The sequence below is a fragment of the Spirillospora sp. NPDC047279 genome (genome assembly GCF_040643285.1).
Lineage (GTDB): Bacteria > Actinomycetota > Actinomycetes > Streptosporangiales > Streptosporangiaceae > Spirillospora.
The window spans coordinates 77,750-99,193 of sequence record NZ_JBEYUA010000012.1 but is presented as its reverse complement, the minus strand read 5'-3'; the positions used below and the strand labels follow the sequence as shown (position 1 = coordinate 99,193).

At 72.9% G+C, this 21,444-nt stretch carries 18 protein-coding genes and 1 pseudogene; 8 read left to right on the top strand and 11 right to left on the bottom strand.

The features are described from left to right. Nucleotides 1-13 precede the first annotated feature (13 nt). Entirely contained in the window at nt 14-1,078 is a 1,065-nt protein-coding gene (locus ABZ810_RS29020; protein WP_358408677.1) for a trypsin-like peptidase domain-containing protein, read from the top strand. 23 nt (nt 1,079-1,101) lie between these two features. Here ABZ810_RS29020 and ABZ810_RS29015 read toward each other — a convergent pair whose 3' ends face one another. The 9 genes and pseudogenes from ABZ810_RS29015 to ABZ810_RS28975 form a co-directional block, all read right to left on the bottom strand. Continuing rightward, the gene (locus tag ABZ810_RS29015; RefSeq protein WP_358408676.1) at nt 1,102-2,673 is read right to left on the bottom strand and encodes an FAD-binding oxidoreductase; all 1,572 of its coding nucleotides are present in this window, start codon (nt 2,671-2,673) and stop codon (nt 1,102-1,104) included. 1 nt (nt 2,674) lies between these two features. After that, a complete protein-coding gene (locus tag ABZ810_RS29010) occupies nt 2,675-4,402 on the bottom strand; it encodes an AMP-binding protein (RefSeq protein ID WP_358408674.1) in 1,728 nt (575 codons plus the stop codon). Nucleotides 4,403-4,499: 97 nt separating this feature from the next. Further along, the gene (locus tag ABZ810_RS29005; protein WP_358408673.1) at nt 4,500-5,174 is read right to left on the bottom strand and encodes a response regulator transcription factor; all 675 of its coding nucleotides are present in this window, start codon (nt 5,172-5,174) and stop codon (nt 4,500-4,502) included. Continuing rightward, nucleotides 5,171-6,403: a histidine kinase gene (locus tag ABZ810_RS29000; RefSeq protein ID WP_358408672.1), complete on the bottom strand. Its 1,233-nt coding sequence runs from the start codon at nt 6,401-6,403 to the stop codon at nt 5,171-5,173. Before ABZ810_RS29000 ends, ABZ810_RS29005 begins: the two co-directional genes overlap by 4 nt. Nucleotides 6,404-6,529: 126 nt before the next feature. After that, nucleotides 6,530-8,551, bottom strand: coding sequence for a cytochrome c oxidase assembly protein (locus ABZ810_RS28995; protein WP_358408670.1), 2,022 nt, complete (start codon nt 8,549-8,551; stop codon nt 6,530-6,532). Beyond that, entirely contained in the window at nt 8,544-9,170 is a 627-nt protein-coding gene (locus ABZ810_RS28990; protein WP_358408667.1) for a copper resistance protein CopC, read from the bottom strand. The genes ABZ810_RS28995 and ABZ810_RS28990 overlap by 8 nt, the downstream gene beginning before the upstream one ends. Nucleotides 9,171-9,268: 98 nt before the next feature. Further along, the gene (locus tag ABZ810_RS28985; RefSeq protein ID WP_358408665.1) at nt 9,269-10,873 is read right to left on the bottom strand and encodes an AMP-binding protein; all 1,605 of its coding nucleotides are present in this window, start codon (nt 10,871-10,873) and stop codon (nt 9,269-9,271) included. 89 nt (nt 10,874-10,962) lie between these two features. After that, nucleotides 10,963-12,279, bottom strand: a complete 1,317-nt coding sequence (locus ABZ810_RS28980) for a tetratricopeptide repeat protein (RefSeq protein ID WP_358408663.1) — start codon at nt 12,277-12,279, stop codon at nt 10,963-10,965. Between the two features lie 25 nt (nt 12,280-12,304). Next, nucleotides 12,305-12,637: pseudogene (locus ABZ810_RS28975) on the bottom strand (helix-turn-helix domain-containing protein); the annotation flags it as partial. Between the two features lie 80 nt (nt 12,638-12,717). Between ABZ810_RS28975 and uraH the strand changes: the two are divergent. From uraH to ABZ810_RS28940, 7 genes are all read left to right on the top strand, one after another. Beyond that, entirely contained in the window at nt 12,718-13,047 is a 330-nt protein-coding gene (gene uraH / locus ABZ810_RS28970) for a hydroxyisourate hydrolase (protein ID WP_358408660.1), read from the top strand. An 88-nt stretch (nt 13,048-13,135) separates the two neighbouring features. Then, complete coding sequence (locus ABZ810_RS28965; RefSeq protein WP_358408659.1) at nt 13,136-14,590, top strand: NCS2 family permease; 1,455 nt, start codon at nt 13,136-13,138, stop codon at nt 14,588-14,590. A gap of 142 nt (nt 14,591-14,732) precedes the next feature. Next, the gene (locus ABZ810_RS28960; protein ID WP_358408657.1) at nt 14,733-15,896 is read left to right on the top strand and encodes a glycerate kinase; all 1,164 of its coding nucleotides are present in this window, start codon (nt 14,733-14,735) and stop codon (nt 15,894-15,896) included. A gap of 208 nt (nt 15,897-16,104) precedes the next feature. Continuing rightward, nucleotides 16,105-17,220 carry an alanine dehydrogenase gene (gene ald, locus ABZ810_RS28955; protein WP_358408655.1) on the top strand — a complete coding sequence of 372 codons (1,116 nt, stop codon included), beginning with the start codon at nt 16,105-16,107 and terminating at the stop codon, nt 17,218-17,220. 18 nt (nt 17,221-17,238) lie between these two features. Beyond that, nucleotides 17,239-17,835 (top strand): histidine phosphatase family protein, encoded by a 597-nt coding sequence (locus ABZ810_RS28950; protein ID WP_358408653.1) that lies wholly within the window; start codon nt 17,239-17,241, stop codon nt 17,833-17,835. A 305-nt stretch (nt 17,836-18,140) separates the two neighbouring features. Next, a complete protein-coding gene (locus tag ABZ810_RS28945) occupies nt 18,141-18,437 on the top strand; it encodes a metal-sensitive transcriptional regulator (RefSeq protein WP_358408652.1) in 297 nt (98 codons plus the stop codon). A 102-nt stretch (nt 18,438-18,539) separates the two neighbouring features. Then, nucleotides 18,540-20,081, top strand: coding sequence for a DHA2 family efflux MFS transporter permease subunit (locus tag ABZ810_RS28940; protein WP_358408651.1), 1,542 nt, complete (start codon nt 18,540-18,542; stop codon nt 20,079-20,081). Nucleotides 20,082-20,099: 18 nt separating this feature from the next. Here the strand turns inward: ABZ810_RS28940 and ABZ810_RS28935 are convergent, their stop codons facing one another. Together ABZ810_RS28935 and cutA are read right to left on the bottom strand one after the other, a co-directional pair. Then, nucleotides 20,100-20,963 (bottom strand): oxygenase MpaB family protein, encoded by an 864-nt coding sequence (locus tag ABZ810_RS28935; RefSeq protein WP_358408650.1) that lies wholly within the window; start codon nt 20,961-20,963, stop codon nt 20,100-20,102. An 82-nt stretch (nt 20,964-21,045) separates the two neighbouring features. Then, a complete protein-coding gene (gene cutA / locus ABZ810_RS28930) occupies nt 21,046-21,408 on the bottom strand; it encodes a divalent-cation tolerance protein CutA (RefSeq protein WP_358408648.1) in 363 nt (120 codons plus the stop codon). Between the last annotated feature and the right edge of the window lie 36 nt (nt 21,409-21,444).

Genomic DNA, 21,444 nt, shown 5'->3' with positions numbered 1-21,444 from the left:
GGACAACTCCTGCATGGACATCAGGATCACCAGGACGGGTGCGGCCGCGCTGGCCGGGCTGGCGCTACTGACGGGCTGCAGCGGCGGGAGCGAGAGGAAGGCCGCGCCGGTCGCGGCGTCGGGCGGCCCGACGGTCAGCGCGGTCCCGGCAGCCACCGAAGTCGAACAACAGTTCGAGAAGGTCGTCGCGGCCGTGCTGCCGTCCGTCGTGGAGATCGAGACCGACCAGGGCGAGGGCTCGGGCGTGGTCTTCGACGACAAGGGCGCCATCGTCACCAACGCGCACGTCGTCGCGGGCGCCCGGAAGATCGAGGTCACCGCGGCCAGCGGCGGCACTCCCCTTCAGGCCAGCCTGGTGGGCTCGTTCGCCGCCGACGACCTGGCCGTGATCCGGGTCTCCGGCGGAGACCTCAAGCCCGCCGTGTTCGGCGACTCCGGCAACCTCAAGGTCGGCCAGATGGTGCTCGCCATGGGCAACCCGCTGGGCCTGACCAGCAGCGTCACCAACGGCATCGTCTCGGCGCTCGGCCGGACCGTGTCGACCAAGCGGGAGGGCGCGTTCCCCGGCTCCACCGTCGCCAACGCCATCCAGACCAGCGCCGCGATCAACCCCGGCAACAGCGGCGGCGCGCTGGTCACCATGAACGGCGAGGTCATCGGCATCCCGACCGCGGCAGCCTCGGACCCGCAGATGGGCGGCGCGGCCGTCGGCATCGGCTTCGCCGTCCAGAGCAACACCGTCAAGTCGATCGCGCCGCAGCTCATCCAGTCGGGGAAGGTCTCCGCCTCCGGCCGCGCCGCCCTCGGCGTGACCGTGCGCACCGTCATCGACCCCGACAGCGGGCGGCAGACCGCGGTCGGCGTGGTCGACGTCACCGCCGACGGCCCGGCCGACAAGGCGGGCATCGAGCCCGGCGACCTGATCCTCTCGGTCAACGGCACCGCCACGCCCAGCCAGACCGCCCTCTCGGAGGTGCTCGCCACCCTCAAGCCCGGCGCCACCACCAAGGTCGAGGTCCAGCACCCCGACGGCTCCAAGGCCACCGTCGACGTCACCCTCGGCCAGCTTCCCGCATAGGTTCCGTCCCGGCAGGGCGTGCCTCAGACCAGCACGCCGGGGTTGAGGACGCCGGCCGGGTCGACCGCCGCCTTGGCGGCGCGCAGGGCCGCGGCGAAGGGGTCGGGGCGCTGGCGGTCGTACCAGGGCCGGTGGTCGCGGCCGACGGCGTGGTGGTGGGTGATGGTGCCGCCCGCGGCGAGGATGGCCTCGCCCGCGGCGCGCTTGATCCCGTCCCACTGGGCGATCTCGTCGCCGCGGCGGGCCGGGGTGAGGACGGTGAAGTACGGGGCCGGGCCGTCGGGGTAGGTGAAGGTGAAGCGGCAGGTCACGATCCCGGCGCCGCCGAGGGCGTCCCGGACGGCCCCGGTCACCGCGGCGTGGAAGGCCGGGAAGCGGTCCCACGTGATCGCGGTCTCGAAGGTCTCGGCGACCAGGCCGATCGCCGGGTAGGCGTTGCGCAGGTAGGGCATCCGCAGGAAGGCGTCCTTCCACGCGCCGCCCTGCCCGCCACCCTGCCCGCCACCCTGCCCGCCACCACCGCCCGTCCGGACCTCGTCCCACGTCCCGCCGTACGACCCGGCGATCTCCAGGCCGCGGTCCATCCAGGCGCCCACCGGGTGGTCGGCGGACTCGAAGGCCAGCATGAGCAGCGCGTACGTGCCGTCGCCGCCGGACGTGAGCCGGGCCTCGACGGGGTCGAGCAGCCGGCAGTTGGACGGGTACAGGCCCGCCTGCGAGATCTCCCGGACCGCGTCCGCCGCACGTTCGAACGACGGGAAGCGCACCGCCGCCGAGGCGCGGTGGACGGGCCTGGGGCGGACCCGGACCCACGCCTCGGTGATGACGCCCAGCGCCCCCTCCGAGCCCAGCAACATCCGGTCGGGCGAGATCCCGGCGCCCGAGCCGGGCACCCGCCGCGACTCCCAGACGCCGCGCGGGGTGAGGGCGCGGACCGACTCCACGAGATCGTCGATGTGGGTGGCGAGCGTGGCGAAGTGCCCGCCCGCCCGCGTGGCGATCCAGCCGCCGAGCGTGGAGAACTCGTACGACTGCGGGAAGTGGCGCAACGTCAGCCCGTGCCCGGCCAGGCCCCGGTCGATCGCGGGACCGAGCATGCCCGCCTGGACGCGCGCGGCCCGCGAGACCTCGTCGACCTCCAGGACGCGGTCGAGGCGGGTGAGGTCGAGGCTGACCGACGGCCCGAGGTCGCGGGGCTCGACGCCCCCGACCACGCTCGTGCCGCCGCCGTAGGGGACGACGGCGACGCCGGTGTTCTCGGCCCACTCCAGGACGCGGATGAGGTCGTGCTCGTCGTCCGGGTACGCCACGACGTCGGGCGGGCCGTCGAAGCGCCCCCGGAAGGCCCGCACGAGGTCGCGGTAGGCCTGCCCGTACGTGTGGGAGATCCGCTCGTACGGGTCGGTCGTGCAGAACGTGAACGGCGGCGGAGCCACCCGGGGCGGGGGCGGTTCGGGGAGGCCGGCGGGCGTCTCGACGACGCCGTCGAGCTTCAGCCCCGTCACGGCGGCCATCAGCCCGGCGGCCGCGGCGACGTCGGCCGCCGACGGCTCCTCGTCCGCGTACCCCCACGCCCAGTGGCTCCGCCGCCTCATGTCAGAGCCGCTCCCTCAGGTCGCGCTTGAGGACCTTGCCCGCGGCCGACACCGGGATCTCGTCCACGAACCGCAGGGCGCGCAGCCTCTTGTAGTGCACGACCTCGGCGTTGACGAAGGCGATCAGGTCCTCCTCGGTGACGTCGCCGGACCGCACCACGAACGCGGTGGCCAGCTCGCCGGCGGCCGGGTCGGGCTTGCCGACGACCGCGGCGTTCACGACCGCGGGGTGGGTGAAGAGGATCTCCTCCAACTCGCGCGGGTACACGTTGTAGCCGTTGTAGATCAGCATGTCCTTCTTGCGGTCGACGATGGCCAGGTAGCCGTCCCCGTCCAGTGTGCCGATGTCCCCGGTGCGCAGCCAGCCGTCCGCGCCGAGCACGGCCGCGGTCTCCTCGGGACGGTCCAGGTAGCCGGTCATGACCTGCGGGCCCTTGATGCAGACCTCGCCCTCCTCGCCCGCCGGGAGGCCGGGCGTGGCGTCGTCCACGGTCTCCTCGTCCACGCCAACGATCTTGATCTGGGTGTCGAAGACCGGCAGGCCGACCGTGCCGAGCCTGCGCTCCGCGGACCGGGCGGCCGGGTTGGAGGTGGCGCCCATGGTCACCTCGGTGAGGCCGTAGGCCTCCACGACGACCGCGTCGGGGAACTTGGCGTTGAGCCGCTTCAGCATCTCCACCGACAGCGGCGCGGCGCCCGACGAGATCGCCCGCACCGACGACAGGTCCCGGGTGTCGAACGTCGGGTCGGCGAAGACCGCGGAGAAGAGCGCGGGCGCGCCGCCGAGGTCGGTCGCGCGGAACTTCTCCATGTCGGCCAGGAACGCCGGGACGTCCAGGCGCGGGTGCACCACGATCGTGCTGCCGAGCAGCAGCAGCCTGTTGAGGTAGCCGATGGTGCCCATCGCGTGGAACCACGGGGCCACGCTGACGATCACTCCGGTGCCGAGCCGGGACGGGTACTCCTCCTCGGAGCCGATCTGGTCGAGGACCACCCCGCCCCGGTCGTCCAGCGCGGGCACCGAGCCGCTGCCGACGCAGGCGTACTGCAACGAGGAGACGACCGCGTTGCGGTGCGGGAGCATGACCCCCTTGGAGCGCCCGGTGGTGCCGCCGGTGTAGGCGATGTGCGCCGGCGAGGAGGTGTCGATCCCGACGGACGGGAAGTCGTCCGGCCGCCCGGCGCCGATCTCGCCGAAGTCCACGCCGACCTCGGCGAACGCGCCGTCGCAGAGGCCCTTGATGTCCACCGGGCCGTCCACCAGCCCGGCGACGACGACCGTCTTCACGTTCGTCCGGCCGAGGGCCTCGGCCAGCGGGGCGGCCACGAAGTCCAGCGTGACCACCGCGACCGCGCCGCAGTCGGCCAGCTGGAACGCCAGCTCGCCGGCGGGCAGCAGCGGGTTGCAGGGTGAGAACGTCGCGCCCGCGAGCAGCGTCCCGTAGTAGGCGATCGGGAACTGCGGCAGGTTGGGCAGGTGGAGCGCCACCACGTCGCCGGGCCCGATGCCGCGGGCGATCAGCCCGTGGGCGAAACGGGCCGCCTCCCGCGCCAGCTCGGTGTAGGAGATGTCGCGCCCCGCGTAGTGCAGGGCGGTGCGGTCGCCCCACCGCCGGGCCGCGCCCGCGAGGATCGCGCCCACGGGCACGTCCGGGTAGTCCAGCGACGTCGGCAGCCCGGCCGGCCATCGCGGGGAGAGTTCAGGAGACGTCGCGCCGATCGTCGTCACGTACGAACACAGCCCTTCACGAGTCTTTGCAGGTCGTCAGGGCAAATAGAATCGCGTTCGGGTGGGTTTGCGCAAGTGACCGGTTACGCCTGGACGGTCACGACGCCACCGTGATGAAGCCCGTCTCGTAGGCCAGGATCACGGCCTGGGTGCGGTCGCGGGCCTGGAGCTTGGCCAGGACGTTGCCGACGTGGGTCTTCACCGTCTGCGGGCTGACGAACAGCTCGCCGGCGATCTCGGCGTTCGAGTGGCCCTTGGCCATCAGCCGCAGCACGTCGGCCTCGCGCTCGGTCAGCCGGGCGTGCCAGCGCGCGCCCTTCGCCTCGCCGCCCCGGCCGCCCGCCGGCCCGGTGGCGTGCGCGGCGGCCAGCGACCGGATCGCGGCCGGGAACAACAACGTGTCGCCGTGCGCCACCATCCGGATGGCCTGCAGGATCTCCTCCGGCCTGGTGCGCTTGAGCAGGAACCCGCTGGCGCCGGCCTTGAGCGCGTCGTAGACGTACTCGTCGTTCTCGAACGTGGTGACCACGATGACCCGGGGCGGCTCCGGCGAGCTCTCCATGATGTTGCGGGTGGCCTGGATGCCGTCCAGCCTGGGCATCCGCACGTCCATCAGGATCACGTCCGGGTCGAGCCTGCGGACCTCGGCCGGCACGTCGGCGCCGTCGGCGGCCTCGCCGACCACGGTGAGGTCGGGTTCGGCGTTGATGATGGCGGCCAGGCCGGCGCGGATGAGCCGCTCGTCGTCCACCAGGAGCACCTTCGTGGTCATGATCCCGACCTTAGGGGCAGGGACACCGCGACGCGCCAGCGCCCGCCGTCGGCGCCCGCGGACATGTGGCCGCGCAGGACGGTCGCCCGTTCCCGGATGCCCTCCAGCCCGCGCCCGCCGCTGTGATGCCCGGCGGACGCGCCGCCCAGCGGATTGCTCACCTCGACCTCCAGCCGTTCGGAACGGATCATGATGCGCAGCCGCACCGGCACCTTGCCGGCGTGCCGCAGCGCGTTGGTCAGCGTCTCCTGGACGATCCGGTACGCCTCGCGGGAGACGGCGGCGGGCACGAGCTCGACGCCCGCGTCCACCTCGGCGTCGAGCTCGACGCCGGCGAGCCGGGTCTGCTCCAGGAGCCGCTCGACGTCCTTGAGGGTGAACTGCGGGGCGGTCCGCGGCGCGGCGTCCTCGCGCAGCAGGCCGAGCACGTGGTCCAGGTCCTCCAGCGCCGACCGCGCCGACTCCTCGATCGCGCCGAGCGCCTCGCGGGCGAACGCCGGGTCGGTGCCGAGCACCCGCCCGGCCGCCGCGGCCTGGAGGGTCACCACGCTCAGCGCGTGCCCGACCGAGTCGTGCAGCTCGCGGGCCAGCCGGTTGCGCTCGGCCAGCCGCACCGCCTCGCTCTCCAGCTCGGCCAGCCGCTCGGTCGGCGACGGCCCGAGGAAGCGCGGCGCCAGCCGGCTCAGCACGTCACCGGTCAGGACGATCAGCGCGAGCAGCACGAACACCATCGCCAGGCCGGCCACGGGGCCGAGCCACGCCAGCGAGCTGGACTTCCAGTCGTGCAGCGGCGACTGCGGGTCGGTGAACATCGACCAGTCGGCGAACGGGAAGAGCAGCAGCGCGATCGCGAACGGCGGGACGGCCAGGCTGAGCGCGGCGATCAGCACCCCCGCGTGCAGGTGCAGGCTGAACCACGCGCCGGTCCGCAGCCGCGACTCCCGGCTCGCGGCCGGGGGCGGGTCCAGCCCGGCGCTCGCGCCGCCCAGCAGCTCCCGGCACGCGGTGCCCTCCAGGGCCCGCACGGTCGGGACGAGCCCGGTGACGAACGCGCCCAGCACCGGCAGGCCGAGCACGATGACGGCGATGAGCGCGCCCCGGTTGGTGACGATCGAGGCGAGCACCAGGCCGAGGAACCAGTACGGCATGAGCAGCGCGCCGCCCACGACGAGGTACGACCACCGTTTCCAGGTGGTCCTTTCGGCGATCAGGCGCAGAACCAAGGGCACACGACGATCCTTACAGATCTCCCGGGCCCCGGGCTCCCCCGCAGGTCGGGGGCTTCTCCCCCGGCCGGGTGAGACCCGGGCGCCGGGCGGCCCCGGCCGCCGCGGCCCGGCCGCCGCTCCTGCGGCTCAGCTCTTGCGGCTCCGCTCGTCCCGCTCCGCGAGCTTGGCGAGCCGGGAGTTGTAGGCCGCCAGCTCGTCGTCCTCCGGGTCTCCCCCGGCGGCCGCGGCCCGGTCGGCCTTGCGGTCGAGCCGCCTGGCCTGCCGCTGGTCGTCGAAGTACCACTGGAAGGCCAGCACGATCAGCACGATGAACGTGGGGATCTCGCCGAAGCCCCAGGCGATGGCGCCGCCGGTGTGCTGGTCCTTGATGATCGAGGTGCCCCACGGCGGGTCGACCGCGGTGTACCAGCCCCGGGCGATCGGCTCCCCGAGGTTCATCAGCGCGAGGCCGAAGAACGCGTGGAACGGCATCGTCACGAACAGCAGCAGGATCCGGCCCGGGTAGGGCAGCTTCTTGGGCGCCGGGTCGACCCCGATCAGCACCCAGAAGAAGAGCGTCCCCGCCAGCAGGAAGTGGACGCTCATCGCGATGTGCCCGAGGTGGTTGCGCATCGCGCCCTCGAACAGCGAGGTGAAGTAGAGCGTGAACGTGCTCGCCACGAAGATGATCGTCGCCACCGCGGGGTGGGCGATGAACGCGGTGACCCTGCTGTGCAGCGCGACCGTCAGCCACTCGCGCGGCCCCCGGTCACCCCTGATCGCGGCGGGCTTGAGGGCCCGCAGCGCCAGCGTCACCGGGGCGCCCATCACCAGGAAGATCGGCGTCAGCATGGACAGCACCATGTGCTGCACCATGTGCGCGCTGAAGAGCACCTGCGCGTAGCGCGCCACGCCGGTCTCGGTGACCGCCACGATGCTGAGCAGCCCGATGAACCACGAGACGGTGCGCCCCATCGACCAGGCGTCGCCGCGCCGCCGCAGCCGGACCACGGCGGCCACGTAGAGCCCGCCGAGCACGACGACCAGGACGGCGAAGAAGAGGTCGAACGTCCACATCGAGGCCAGCCGGCCCGGCGTGATCGGGGGCGGCATCTCGTAGCCGGTCAGGCCCTTGACCCGCGACTCCTCGGTGGCCGGCGCCGGCGGCGCGGTGCGCGCCAGCGCGACGGCGAGGCCCATGGTCGCGGCCATGACGGCCGCCTCGACGCCCGCCAGCCGGGTGAACGCGAGCGGCTTGCGCTCGGTGATGGCGGGCAGCGTGCGCCGCCGGTGCCACCAGCCGAACCAGCCCAGCACCACGAAGAACGCGATCTTGCCCAGGGCGAGCCGGCCGTAGTCGGTGCTGAGCAGCTCGGCCGGGTCGGGCAGCCGGGCGATGACGTTGACCAGCCCGCTGGCCCCGACGGTGATGTAGCACCAGAGCGCCATGCGGCTGAACCGGTCGGACATCACGTCCAGCCGGTCGCGTCCCCGCGCGGCGTGCACGACGAGCAGCGCCAGCCCGCCGACCCACGGGACCACGGCCGCCACGTGCAGCGCCACGCCCGTCACGGCCACCGAGTGGTTGGCCGCGGAGGCCGCGTGCCCGGTCAGCGGCGGCGGGAGCAGGGCCGCCATCGCCAGCGCCAGCAGCCCGAGGGCCGCGCCCGGCGTGACCGCGGTGCGCGCCAGCAGGGCGACGACCACGGCCAGCAGCACGACCAGCATGAGGGCGGTGCCCTGCGGCAGCTGCCCCACGTACGCGCTGAGCTCGCTGCCGGTGACGACCTGCCCGACGGGCTCGCCGAGCACGTCGGCGATGGTGAAGACCAGGGTCGCGGCCGCCGCGGCGGCCCATGCCGCCGCGACCCACGACCCGGCGCGCAGGTAGCCGACCGCGTCGTCGGACAGGGCGGCCTCGCGCCCGCCCGACAGCGGCAGCAGGACGCCGGCGGCCAGCAGCGACCCGACGGTCACCGCCGCGCACAGGTCCATCAGCAACCGGGAGACCGGCAGGCCCCACCGGGTGACCACGCCCGCGTCCCCGAGCCCCGGGATGACCTCTTCGGCCACCGCCCCGCCGAGCACCAGCCCGGCCACCAGGGTGATGACCGAGACCGCGGTGGCGACGACCGCGACTCGGAGGACGCCGAGCGTGCCCTTATTCACTTCCGGACGCCGCCCCGTGCTTGCGCTTGGCCCGGAAGACGATCCCGACGCCGATGCCGATGCCGATCAGCACCCCGACGACGACCATGATCAGGATGGTGCCGCCGCCGGACTCCTCGTCGGCCTTGGCGGGCTCGGTGCCGTCCTTCATGGGCTCTGCGGTGGTGGCCATCCCGGCCGCCTGCGGCCCGCCGGTCTCCTCCGCGCCGGCGATCTTCTCGCCGGTGCCCTCGGCGGTCTCCGCGGTGGCGGTGAACGTCAGGTCGGACTTCTCGATCCGGTGCCCGTCCTCGCCCACGACCGCGTACGACACGGTGTAGGTGCCGGCGGGCAGCATCCCGTTGAGCTTCTGGGTGACCTTGGTGCCCGCCCGGGTGGCCTCACCGGACTGGAACTCCTTGCCCTTGTCGTCCTTGACCAGCACCTTGGCCACGCTGATCTTGTCGCTGAAGACCAGGTCGACCTGGGCGACACCACCTGCGGTGGCGTCCTTGCCCGGTGTGCTGCTGACGAGCCGGGTGTGCGCGTGAGCGGGGGAAACGAAAATCGCCGCGAAGAGCGCGACAAGCGCGGCGACGATGCCGGCACGACGGGCCGGCATACGAAGTGAGGTGGGCATCAGTTCTCCAGTGAGGGCGCGAGCAACCACACCTTACTGAGCCCGCGCCGGTGGTGCGCTCCAGGGCGGGAACTGAGATCAGGGGGTGATCATTGAGATCAGGGGGTGACCAGGAGGTGGGTCCGGCCGTGCGCGGCGAACTCGGTGCGCAGGGTCTCGGCCCGGTCCGGGGAGAGCGGTTCGTAGGCGAGGTCGCGGCCGGGGCGATACCAGACGGGGTCGGCGGTCTCCCACAGGTCGCGGCGGAGCGGGCGCTTGTCGACCTTCCCGGTGGCGGTGAGGGGCATCGAGGGGATCACGCGGACGAAGCGCGGGGCCCACTTGGTGCCGAGGTCGGGCTGCGCGGCCAGGAAGGCGGCCAGCTCACCGGGGTCGAATCCGGCGTGGAGCTCCAGGGCCGCCATGACCTGGTCGCCCGTACGCGGGTCGGGGACGGGGTAGACGGCGCACATGACGACGGCGGGCCAGCGGGACAGGATGCGCTCGACGGGGGCCGCGGCGAAGTTCTCGCTGTCCACCCGGAGGCGGTCGGCGCCGCGGCCGGCGAAGTAAAAGAAGCCCTTCTCGTCGCGGTAGCCCAGGTCGCCGCTCCAGTACTTGCCGTCGCGGACCCGTTCGGCGTCGGCCTCGGGGTTCTTGTAGTAGCCCTCGAACGCCGACGCCACGTTCAGGCCGACGATCTCGCCGATCGACTCGGGGTTGAGCAGGGTGGCGTGGTCGTCGAAAAGGGCGCGGGGGCACTCGGCGCCGGTCTCGGGGTCGAGGATCGCGACCTCCACGCCGGGCTGGGGCACGCCCAGCGCGTCCGGCGGCGTCTCCGGGGTCTTCTGCAGGGAGATGGCGCCCTCGCTGGAGCCGTACCCCTCGATGATCATGCAGCCGAAGCGGGCGCTGAAGCGCGCCATGTCCTGGGCCGAGGCCTCGGTGCCGAAGCAGGCCTGGAGCGTGTTGCCGGCGTCGTCGGGCGACTCGGGGGTCGCCAGGATGTAGGCGAGGGCGCGGCCGACGTAGTTGAAGTAGGTGACGCCGTAACGGCGGACGTCGGGCAGGAAGCCGGACGCGGAGAAGCGGCGGCGCAGCGCGACCGTGGCCCCGGCGTGCACGGCCATCGCCAGGTTGGCCATCACCGCGTTGCCGTGGAAGAGGGGCATCGCGACGTAGGTCACCGCCTCGCGGGTGATGCCCATGCGCGCCGACATCACGGCGATCGCGGCGAGCCTGCCCTGGCCGCACGCGACCGCCTTGGGCGCCCCGGTCGAGCCCGAGGTGAACAGCAGCAGGAGCCGGTCCTGGGGCTGGACGGGGACGGGGTCGGCCGGTCCGGGGAGGTCGTAGGGCCGGTCGACCAGGATCAGCGGGATGCCGGGCTCTCCCAGCGATTCGCCGAGGAGCCCGGCGTGCGCCGAGTCGGTGACGATCAGCGTGCAGTCGGTGTGCCGGATGTCGGCGGCCAGCTCGGCGCCGCGGCGGGTGGGGTTGATCCCGACGACGGTGGCGCCGGCGAGGGCGGCGGCGCCGATCCAGAAGACGTACTCCGGCACGTTCTCCAGGAGCACGCCGACGTGCGTGCCGGGCTCCAGCAGCCCGGCGCGGCGCCGGGCCGCGGTCACGACCTCGTCCCAGCTGTACGACTCGTCCTCGAAGCGCAGGCCGGTGTGCGCGTCACCGGCCCGCGCCAGCAGGAGTTCCGCGAAGGTCACCACGATCGCGAGCGTGTCACCAAGCGGTCGCTTGGTCAAGAGCTCGCGTCGCCTTCGCAGGTCAGGGCGCCCTCCCCGCGCGGTTCAGGCCGCTAGACCCCCGCGCAGGTCAGCGCACGGCGGTACGCGGCGAGCCGCGGCTCGTCCGGCGCCCCGGTCTCGGCGAGCAGCTCGGCGAGGTCGAACCAGGCCTGCGCCGCCTCCCGGGTGGACTCCATCTCCTCCAGGTGGGTCGCGGCCCGGGTGAGCACGTCGACGGCGCGGTCCCGGCGGCCCAGCCGCACGCAGGCCTCGCCCAGGACGGTGAGCGCCCACGCGGTGGCCCGGCGCGGCGCGTCGCCGAGCAGGTCGAGCGCCTGCTCGGCCAGCTCGACCGCCTCGGCCGGACGGCCCATCGCGATCTCGGCGCGGGCCAGCTCGGTCAGGCACCAGGCGACGTCGATCTCGCCGGCCGCGCTGGTGTTGATCTCGCTGCGGACCCGGGTGAGCAGGTCGCGGGCACGGCCCGCCTGGTCGGGGCGGGCCCGCAGGAGCAGCCCGGCGTAGGCGATGCGCAGCCGGTGCAGGTTGCGCGGGTCGGAGCTCAGCCCGCCCTCGGGCCGCTCCCCCGCCAGCGCCAGCGCCCGCTCGGCGAGCGTGACGCCCTCCTCGTACTCTCCGCGCACCTCGGCGACGTACGCGGCCTCCCAGTAGGCGGCCATCCGCGCGCGCGGGCTGCCGATCCGCTCGGCGCGGTCGATGAGCTGGTCGGCCAGCTGGCGGGCCCGGACCAGGTCGCCGCGCTCGATGAACGCGGCCAGCAGCGCGGCCCCGAGGTGGACGGCGGCGTCGGTGGAGTCGGCGCCGATCGCGATGAGGTGGCGCAGGGCCTCCTCGGCGACCTGGACGCTGGCGCTGATGTCGCCGCGTTCGCGCAGGCAACGGCTGAGCGCGACGTGCACCTTGGACCAGTGGTCCAGGTCGGCGTCGGCCGACGCCTCCGCGGTCAGCGCGCGCAGGCCCGCGATCGACTCCTCGAGCTCGCCGGCCGCCTCCAGGGCGAGGGCGTGGCCCCAGCGCGCCTGGTGCAGCATCTCCGGCAGCGCGACCGCGTCGGCGTTGGCCAGGACCTCGGCGAAGCGGGTCCGCGCCTCGGCCGCCGCGCCGTTCTGCAGGGCGATCTCGGCGTAGTCGAGCGTGACCCGCAGCTCGTCGACCACGTCCTCGCTGACCCCGCTGACCAGGTACGTCGGCGAACAACTCAGCTTGGCGGCGAGCAGTTCGATGACGCTCGGCGCGGGCACCCTCTTGTCGCTCTCGATCAGCGAGATATAGCTGTCGGAGAGCTCCGGGAACGCCAGCTGAGCCTGACTGACGCCCTGCCGGATGCGCAACGCCCGGATCCGCTGTCCGAGAGTCTCCCGATCCATCGTGTGACCACCGCCTACGACCGTCTCACCGCTGCGTCGCTCGCAGGGCGAGGAAGAAATCGACTCGATCTTCCAGTGTGCCGAGATCCCGCCCGGTAAGTTCCTCGATTCGGCGGATCCGGTACCGAAGCGTGTTCACATGGACATGCAGCCGCGTCGCGGTACGGCTCCAGGAGCCGGAGCATGCCAGGAACATCTCCAGGGTGTGCACGAGATCGGCCCGCCTGTCGGTGTCGTACTCCTCCAGGGGGCCCAGCAGCCGGTCGCGGAACGACCAGCGCACGCGCTCCGGCACCGAGGCCAGCAACAACGCGTACGAGTCGATGTCTCCGACCAACTCTCGCATTCGCACCTCGGCAGGCTATACAGGGCGGTACGGCCGAGTACAGAAGGGGGGCCGGAGACTACGGAGCGCAGTCTCCTGCTGTACTGGCGACCATGAGCCTGTCCACGCACGTCCTCGACACCCACCGCGGACTCCCGGCGACCGGCGTTCCGGTCCGCCTCGACCGGCACGACGGGGAGACGTGGCGATCCGTCGCGGAGGGCGAGACCGACGCCGACGGCCGCTGGAGGGCCCTCGAGGAGCCGCCGGAGACCGGCACGTACCGGCTGCGGTTCGGCACCGGCCCCTATTTCGCCGGGCTGGGCGTCCCGACGTTCTACCCCGAGATCTCCGTGATCTTCACGGTCGCCGACGGCGGCACCCGCCAGCACGTCCCGCTGCTCCTCAGCCCCTACGGGTACTCCACCTACCGCGGCAGCTGACCCGTCCTGATAGGAACGAACCGATTAAATCGGCACCATTTACTCCAGTATCGGTTCGACCGTATCTAGCCATGGGCAGTTAAAGATCATGTCTCACAGCACGGCCGCCACCGCCGACGACGCCCCGCCGCCCGCGGGCGGCGGACCCCGCACCCCGATCGACAGGTTCTTCGACCTGACCGGGCGGGGCACCACCGTCGCGCGCGAGCTCCGCGGCGGGGTCACCACGTTCTTCGCGATGGCCTACATCATCCTGCTCAACCCGATCATCCTGGGCGGGGCGAAGGACGTCACCGGCGCGACCCTCTCGATCCCGCAGCTCACCACCATGACCGCGCTCTCGGCCGCGATCGCGACGATCATCATGGGCCTGGTCGGGAACGCACCGCTCGCGGTCGCCGCCGGGCTCGGCATCAACGCGGTCGTGGCCTTCCAGGCCGCGCCGGTGATGACCTGGCCCCAGGCGATGGGCCTGGTGGTGCTGGAGGGCTGCGTCATCGTGCTGCTGGCGGTCTCCGGCGTGCGCGAACGCATCATGAACGCGATCCCGCTGTCGCTCAAGCACGCCATCGCGGTCGGCATCGGCTGCTTCATCGCCCTGGTCGGCCTGGTGGACTCCGGGTTCGTGACCTCCAGCGACCAGAGCCCGCCGCTCGCCCTCGGCACCGGCGGCCACCTGCAGACCTGGCCGGTCGTGGTGTTCGCGTTCTCGCTGGTCCTGATGATCGTGCTGTACGTGCGCAAGGTGCCGGGCGCGATCCTCATCGGCATCATCGCCGCCACCGTGCTCGCCGTGGTCATCCAGGCGAACGCGTCGATCCCCCAGGGCGGCTGGGGCATCGTGACCCCGGACATGCCCGACCGGCTGTTCGCCGTCCCCGACTTCGGCCTCTTCGGCAACGTCGACCTGTTCGGCGCGTTCGGCCAGGCCGGGGTCATCACCGCGCTGGTGGTGCTGTTCACCCTGGTGCTCTCGGGGTTCTTCGACGCGATGGGCACGATCCTGGGCATCAGCGACGAGGCCGGGCTGGTCAACGAGCGCGGCGAGGTGCCGCGGCTGGGCCGCATCCTGACCGTGGACGGCGTGTCCGCCGCGCTGGGCGGCGTGACGAGCTCGTCGGCCAACACCGTCTTCGTGGAGTCCGCGGCCGGCGTCGGCGAGGGCGCCCGCACCGGGCTGGCCAACCTCGCCACCGGCGCGCTCTTCGCCGTGACGCTCTTCCTCACCCCGCTGGCCGCGGTCGTGCCCGCCCAGGCCGCCGCGCCCGCCCTGGTGCTGGTCGGCGCCCTGATGATGACGCAGGTCGCCAAGCTCGACTGGAGCGACCTGGGCGTCGCCATCCCGGCGTTCCTCACCATCGTCTTCATGCCGTTCACGTACTCGATCACGATCGGCATCGGGATGGGCGTGGTCAGTTACGCCGCCATCAAGGCCGCCCGCGGGCAGTGGCGCGAGGTCTCGGTCTGGCTCTGGCCGGTCGTCGTGCTGTTCCTGCTCTTCTTCGCCATCAGCCCCATCGAGGAGTGGCTCGGCGTGAAGTAGGCGGGACGGGGGCGGACCACTGAGATTCCAGTTCGTCCGGTACTCCGATTTGGATGCCGCCGGGGAAGTGGAAGGTGTCAAATAGTGCCTTCATGGCGTAAGCAGAAGGTAGGGCCTTACCCCCCTGCGTGAAAGGCTGGCAGTGGTTTCCGCGGACACTCCCCCCGATCCGCCCCCGCGCGGTCACGTGCTGCTCGCGCCGGACAGGTTCCCGGGGACGCTCACCGCACCCGAGGTGGCCCGCCACCTCGCCGCCGGGCTGCGCCGCGCCCGCCCGCAGGTGCCCCTGGTGGAGCTGCCGGTGGCCGACGGCGGGGAGGGCACCGCGGAGGCCGCGGTCGTCTCGGGTTTCCGCCGGGTCGAGCTGGAGGTCTGCGGACCCACCGGGCGCCCGGTCACCGCGTCCCTGGCGATCGACGGCACCACCGCCGTGGTGGAGCTGGCCCAGGCCTCCGGGCTGCGGCGGCTGCCCGGCGGCAAGCCGCAGCCGCTCACCGCGACGAGCCTGGGCACCGGGCAGCTCGTCGCGCACGCGCTGCGCCTGGGCGCGCGCCGGATCGTCCTCGGGGTCGGCGGCGGCGCCTGCACCGACGGCGGGGCCGGGCTCGTCCAGGGGCTCGGCGGGCGGCTGCTCGACGCGCTCGGCAAGGACCTCCCGCCGGGCGGCGCGGCGCTGCGCTCGCTGCACGCGCTCGACCTGCGCGCGATGCCCGACCTGTCGGGCGTCACGGTGATCCTCGCGGGCGGCTCCGGCGACCCGCTCCTCGGCCGCAACGGCGCGGCGGCCACCGGCCCCCGCCGGGGGGCGGGCCGCGAGGAGGTGAGGATTCTCGACGCGGGTCTGCGCCGCTGGGCCGACCTGGCGGAGGCGGCGTGCCGCAGACCCAGCCGCGACCGGCAGGGGGCGGGCGCGGCCGGCGGAGTGGGTTTCGCCGCGTTCGCCTTCCTCGGCGCGCGGTTCGAGCCGGGGGTCGGGCCGCTGCTCGACCTGCTCGGGTTCGCCGAGCGGGCACGCGGCGCACGGCTGATCGTCACCGGCGGGGGCACGCTGGACGTGCAGACGCTGCGCGGCCGGCCGGCGGTCGGGGTGGCCAAGGCGGGGGCGCGGGCGGGGGTCCCGGTGATCGCGGTGGCGGGACGCCGCGGGCTGACCGGCGAGCAGCTGCGCCGGGCCCGCATCCAGGCGGCCTACGTCCTCACCGACATCGAGCCCGACGTGGACCGGTGCCGCCGCCAGGCGGGCCCGCTGCTCGAGCAGCTCACCGTCGCGATCGCCGACGAGTGGCTGCCGCCGCGCGGGGCCTGACCGCCGGAGCGGGACGGACGGAGCATCACCGAGGCTGACGGGCCGCCCGGCGGGCCGGGTTTACATCATGTTCGGAATGCGGGGAATGCCTATACACGTTGGACATGGCAGGAGCGGTCGGTCACATCGCACCCTTGAGGCGTGCGCCGCGGCGCATCCTGCTCACATCCCTGGTCAACGAAGATCGAGGGCACCGTCGGAGGGCATCGTGAAGGTCGGCGTTCCACGCGAGATCAAGAACCATGAGTACCGGGTGGCCATCACCCCGGCGGGAGTGCACGAGCTCGCCCGCCACGGGCACGACGTGTTCATCGAGCGTGGTGCGGGCCTGGGCTCGCACATCCCCGACGACGACTTCGCCGCGGCCGGCGCCAAGATCCTCGACGGCCCGGACGAGGTCTGGGCGGAGGGCGACCTGATCCTCAAGGTCAAGGAGCCCATCGCCGACGAGTTCCACCGGATGCGGCACGGCCAGACCCTCTTCACCTACCTCCACCTCGCCGCCTCGCGCGAGTGCACCGACGCTCTCCTCGACCGCGGCGTGACCGCGATCGCCTACGAGACCGTCCAGCTGCCCAACCGCTCGCTGCCGCTGCTGGCCCCGATGTCCGAGGTGGCCGGCCGCCTCGCCCCCCAGGTGGGCGCCTACAACCTGATGCGCTCCAACGGCGGCCGCGGCGTGCTGCCCGGCGGCGTGCCGGGCGTGGCGCCGGCCAGGGTCGTCGTGGTCGGCGGCGGCGTCTCCGGCCTGAACGCCGCGCAGATCGCGGTCGGGATGGGCTTCGACGTCACGATCCTGGACGTCAACGTCGACCGGCTCCGCCACATCGACGCCATCTACCAGGGCCGGCTCAAGACCCTGGTCTCCAACGCCTACACCGTCGACCAGGAGGCCCGCGCCGCCGACCTGGTCATCGGCGCCGTCCTCATCCCGGGCGCCAAGGCGCCGACGCTCGTCTCCAACGACCTCGTCGCCCGCATGAAGCCCGGCTCGGTGCTCGTCGACATCGCGATCGACCAGGGCGGCTGCTTCGAGGACTCGCGCCCCACCACGCACGCCGACCCCACCTACACGGTGCACGGGTCGGTCTTCTACTGCGTGGCCAACATGCCCGGCTCGGTGCCCAACACCTCGACGCACGCGCTGACCAACGTCACCCTGCCGTACGCCGTGGCCATCGCCGACAAGGGCTGGAAGGACGCGCTGCGCGACGACCCGGCGCTGGCGCTCGGCCTCAACACCCACGACGGCGCGCTCACCTACGACCACGTCGCCGAGGCCCACGGCCTCCCCGTCACCCCGCTCGCCGACGTCCTGGGCTGACTTCCGTACAGTGGCCCCATGGGGGAACTGATCATCCTGCGGCACGGCGAGACCGAGTGGAGCCGGGCCCGGCGCCACACCGGGCGGACCGACCTGCCCCTCACCGAACGCGGCGAGGAGCAGGCCCGCGCGGTGGCTCCGCTGGTGGCGGCGCGGCATCCGGTCCGCGTGCTGGCCAGCCCGGCCGAACGGGCCAGGCGCACCGCCGAGCTGGCCGGGCTGACCGTCGACGAGATCGACCCCGACCTGTGGGAATGGGACTACGGCGGCTACGAGGGCATCACCAGCGCCGCCATCCGCGAGGAGCGGCCCGGCTACTACCTGTGGGACGACGGCGTGATCCCCGGCGACGCCGAGCACCCCGGCGAGACCGTCGAGCAGGTCGGCAAGCGCGTGGACGCCGTGCTGGGCCGGGTCCGCCCCCTGCTCGCGGAGGGCGACGTGGCCCTGGTGGCGCACGGGCACGTGCTGCGCGTCCTGACCGCGCGCTGGCTCGGCCTCGATCCCTCGCAGGGGCGGCTCTTCGCGCTCGACACCGGCACGCTCTCCACGCTGGGCGCCGAGCACGACCGGCCCGTGATCACGTCCTGGAACGTCCCGCCGCCCCCGACGTAGGCCCTGCCTGAGCCGCCGTCACGGCCCCGGTCGCGGGGCCCGCGCCACCTCGCACCGGAACCGCAACGCCGCGGGCGGTGTCCTCGGGTCCCTGCTCACGGCGTTCGCCACGGGGACGGCGACACCTCCACCGAATCGGGCTATGTCACCGTATGGTTGACCTGCGAGATCTGTGCGTCGCTCGCGGCCGCCGCGGCGTTCGCCGCGCGACGCGGGGAGACGGAGTGACCGGGTAGAATACCCCCTGGGGGGTTTCCCTCCAGCGGGTGTTCGTGGGCGTGCCCCAGGCGATTGCGAGGACGACGATGGCGACCGAGACCCCGACGCGCGGCTACACCGCCACCAAGGACCAGCTCCAGACCCGGCTGCGCCGGATCGAGGGCCAGGTCCGCGGCATCGAGCGGATGGTCGAGGACGACCGCTACTGCATCGACGTGCTCACCCAGATCAGCGCCGTCCAGGCGGCGCTCGACAAGGTGGCGCTCGGCCTTCTGGACGGGCATGTGCGGCACTGCGTGGCCGAGGGCGCCGAGGAGGGCAAGGGGGAGGCGATGTCCACCGAACTGATGGCCGCGGTCGGCCGCCTCATGCGGCGGGGCTGACGCCGCGGGGCCCTTGTGGGACGGGACCGGTCCATGGTCTGCTTCCCCCTAGCGGGTCGGGGGACCGAGGCAACGATCGTCTCGAAGGCTAGGGGCCCAGTCATGGCCGACTTTCCGCCTGCGAAATCCTCGAGCTCCCCACCGGCCGGCGCCGCGACGGCGCCGCCCGCCGGGATCGACCGCGCGATCATCGTGCTCGGGCTGGTCGTCGTCTCCGGCAACATCATGGCGATCCTCGACACGACGATCGTCAACGTCGCGCTCGAGCAGCTCGCCCGCGACTTCGGCGCCGACCTGGCGACCATCCAGTGGGTCATCACCGGCTACCTGCTGGCCATGGGCACCGTCATCCCCCTCACCGGCTGGGCCATCGACCGGTTCGGCACCCGCCGGGTGTGGATGACCTCCATCTTCCTCTTCGTTCTCGGCTCGGTCCTGTGCGGCGCCGCCTGGAACGTCGGCAGCCTCATCACGTTCCGCGTCCTCCAGGGGCTCGGTGGCGGCATGCTGATGCCCACCGGCATGTCGATCCTGACGATGGCCGCCGGGCCGCACCGGATGGGCCGCGTCATGAGCATCGTCGGCGTGCCGATGTTGCTCGGGCCGGTGCTGGGCCCGGTGCTCGGCGGCTGGCTGGTCGGCATCGACTGGCGCTGGATCTTCTTCGTCAACCTGCCCGTCGGCATCCTGGCCTTCGCGCTGGCCTGGTGGAAGGTCCCGGACGAGCGCGGCGAGAACGGCGCGTCCGCACTCGACCTGCGCGGGCTGCTCCTGCTGCCGCCCGGGTTCGCCCTGCTGATCTACGGTCTGTCCACGGCGAGCGGCGAGGGGGGCTTCGGCGCGCCGTCGACCATCGCCTGGCTGGTGGCGGGCGCCGCCCTGATGGCGCTCTTCGTGGTGCACAGCCTGGCCCGCCGCGAACGGGCGCTCATCGACGTGCGGCTCTTCGCCGACCGGACGTTCGCGGCGGCCTCGGCGGCGGTGTTCTTCGTCGGCATCGCGCTGCTCGGCTCGCTGCTGCTCCTGCCGCTCTACTTCCAGGTGGCGCGCGGCGAGGACGCGCTGACGGCCGGGCTCCTGCTGGCCCCGCAGGGGCTGGGCGCCGCCTGCGCCATGCCGCTGGCGGGCCTGGCCGTCGACAAGCTCGGCGCCGGCCGCATCGTCCCGCTCGGCATCGTCGTCCTGGTGCTCGGCACCATCCCGTTCGCCATGGTCGAGTCCGACACCTCGTACTGGCTGCTGGGCGGCGCGCTGTTCGTCCGCGGCCTGGGCCTCGGGTGCACGATGATGCCGACCATGTCCGCGGCGATGACGACGCTGACCAGGTCCGCCGTGCCGCGCGCGACCAGCTCGCTCAACATCATCCTGCAGCTCGGCGGCTCGTTCGGCACCGCCCTCCTCGCCGTGGTGTTGTCCCGCGAGATCGGGTCGCGGCTGGCGCAGGCGCCCGGCGGCGGCGCGGGCGAGAGCCGGATGGGCGAGATCCCCGAGGCGGTGCGCGAGCAGGTCGCACCCCAGCTCGCCGAGTCGTTCGCCACCACCTTCTGGGTGGCCCTCATCCTGACCGCGGTGCTGATCGTGCCCGCGCTGTTGCTGCCCAGGAAGGGCGCCGGCACCGGCGCCGGCCCGCCGCCGGTGGCCTGACCTCCGTACCGCGGGACGTCAGGAGGCGACCGGGTAGGCCGGGGCCGTCTCCCTGCGTTCGCGGCTGAGCTCGCGGGCACGCTTGGCGTCCGGGGTGTAGCGCAGCCTTTCGGGGATGACGTGCGACGTGCGGTAGAGGCCCTTGAGCGCCAGCGTGGCGGCGAGGTCGGACGTGGGCAGGCCGGGCAGGCCGTACATCCGGCGGGCCCAGCGCGGCAGCGTCGACACGGTCAGCACGCCGATGGCCGGGGCGGCGAGCTTGAGCGGCAGCAGCTGCCTCGGCACGTCCGGGTTGAACATGCGGCGCAGCCCGACCCTGGCCTCCTTGCACGCCCAGATGTGCGGCCGCATGCCGTCGTAGTAGTCCTTCATCTCGCCGACCGAGGCGGGCACGGCGGCGGGGTCGAGGCCGACGACCTCGGCGGCACGCCGCTGCTCGTCCACGAACCGGTCGGCGTCGGCGCCCGACAGCGGGACGCCCGCGCGGCGGGCGACGTCGAGGTAGGAGTCGACCTCGCCCATGTGCACCCAGAGGAGGTTCTCCGCCTCGTCGACGCGGAACGTCTCGCCGGTGCGCATGTCGAGCCCGGTGAGCTTGGAGTGGAGCTTGCGGATCCGGCGGCCGACGCGGTCGACCTCGTCGTGCGTGCCGTACGTGCGGACGCGCACGAACTCGACGGTGCGGCCGAGCCGCGCCCAGGCCGCGCTCGGGTCCATCAGCTCGGAGTTCTGCGCGGTCCCCCACATCGACCGCGGGTGGAGCGCCTGGAGCAGCAGGGCCCGGACGCCGCCGACCATGAGCACCGGCTCGCCCATGACCCGCCAGGTCACCGAGCCGGGCCCGAACAACCCGTAGTCCTCGTCACTCACCTGTTCCGCCATTGGCCGTCACCTCACCACCCAAAGTAATCAATGACTTATTGCCCCGATATGACCTGGGTCACACGGGGTGGCGCGATCCCGGTCAGTCGACCGCGGCGTCGTCGACGGCCTCGTCCATCTCCGCGGGCTCGGTCTGCTCGGTGACCCAGGCCAGGTAGTCCATGCTCCCCGCCACCACCGAGGTCGCGATGATCTCCGGTGTGTCGTAGGAGTGCACCTCGGTGATGAGGGAGGCGAGCTCGTCGAACCGGTCGGCGGTGGTCTTGAAGACCACCATCCACTCCTCGGCCGACTCGATCTCGCCCTCCCACCAGTAGGTGCTGGCGATGGGCCCGACGAGCTGCGCGCACGCCGCGAGCCGGTCGGTGACCGCCGACTTGGCCAGCTCGGCGGCCTCGGACCGCGAGTCGGTGGTCGTGGTCACCTGCACGTACGCCTGCGCCATGGCAAGCTCCTTCCCCCACGACCGATCGTAGCCGTG

Excerpts from the sequence above, each read along its gene's own strand:
- ABZ810_RS28940 (WP_358408651.1), top strand. The coding sequence starts at position 18,540 with ATGGCCGACTTTCCGCCTGCGAAATCCTCGAGCTCCCCACCGGCCGGC.
- ABZ810_RS28945 (WP_358408652.1), top strand. The coding sequence starts at position 18,141 with ATGGCGACCGAGACCCCGACGCGCGGCTACACCGCCACCAAGGACCAG.
- ABZ810_RS29015 (WP_358408676.1), bottom strand. The coding sequence starts at position 2,673 with ATGAGGCGGCGGAGCCACTGGGCGTGGGGGTACGCGGACGAGGAGCCG.
- uraH (WP_358408660.1), top strand. The coding sequence starts at position 12,718 with ATGAGCCTGTCCACGCACGTCCTCGACACCCACCGCGGACTCCCGGCG.
- ABZ810_RS29020 (WP_358408677.1), top strand. The coding sequence starts at position 14 with ATGGACATCAGGATCACCAGGACGGGTGCGGCCGCGCTGGCCGGGCTG.
- ABZ810_RS28935 (WP_358408650.1), bottom strand. The coding sequence starts at position 20,963 with ATGGCGGAACAGGTGAGTGACGAGGACTACGGGTTGTTCGGGCCCGGC.
- ABZ810_RS29005 (WP_358408673.1), bottom strand. The coding sequence starts at position 5,174 with ATGACCACGAAGGTGCTCCTGGTGGACGACGAGCGGCTCATCCGCGCC.
- ABZ810_RS28980 (WP_358408663.1), bottom strand. The coding sequence starts at position 12,279 with ATGGATCGGGAGACTCTCGGACAGCGGATCCGGGCGTTGCGCATCCGG.
- ABZ810_RS28950 (WP_358408653.1), top strand. The coding sequence starts at position 17,239 with ATGGGGGAACTGATCATCCTGCGGCACGGCGAGACCGAGTGGAGCCGG.
- ABZ810_RS28990 (WP_358408667.1), bottom strand. The coding sequence starts at position 9,170 with ATGCCCACCTCACTTCGTATGCCGGCCCGTCGTGCCGGCATCGTCGCC.
- cutA (WP_358408648.1), bottom strand. The coding sequence starts at position 21,408 with ATGGCGCAGGCGTACGTGCAGGTGACCACGACCACCGACTCGCGGTCC.
- ABZ810_RS28965 (WP_358408659.1), top strand. The coding sequence starts at position 13,136 with ATGTCTCACAGCACGGCCGCCACCGCCGACGACGCCCCGCCGCCCGCG.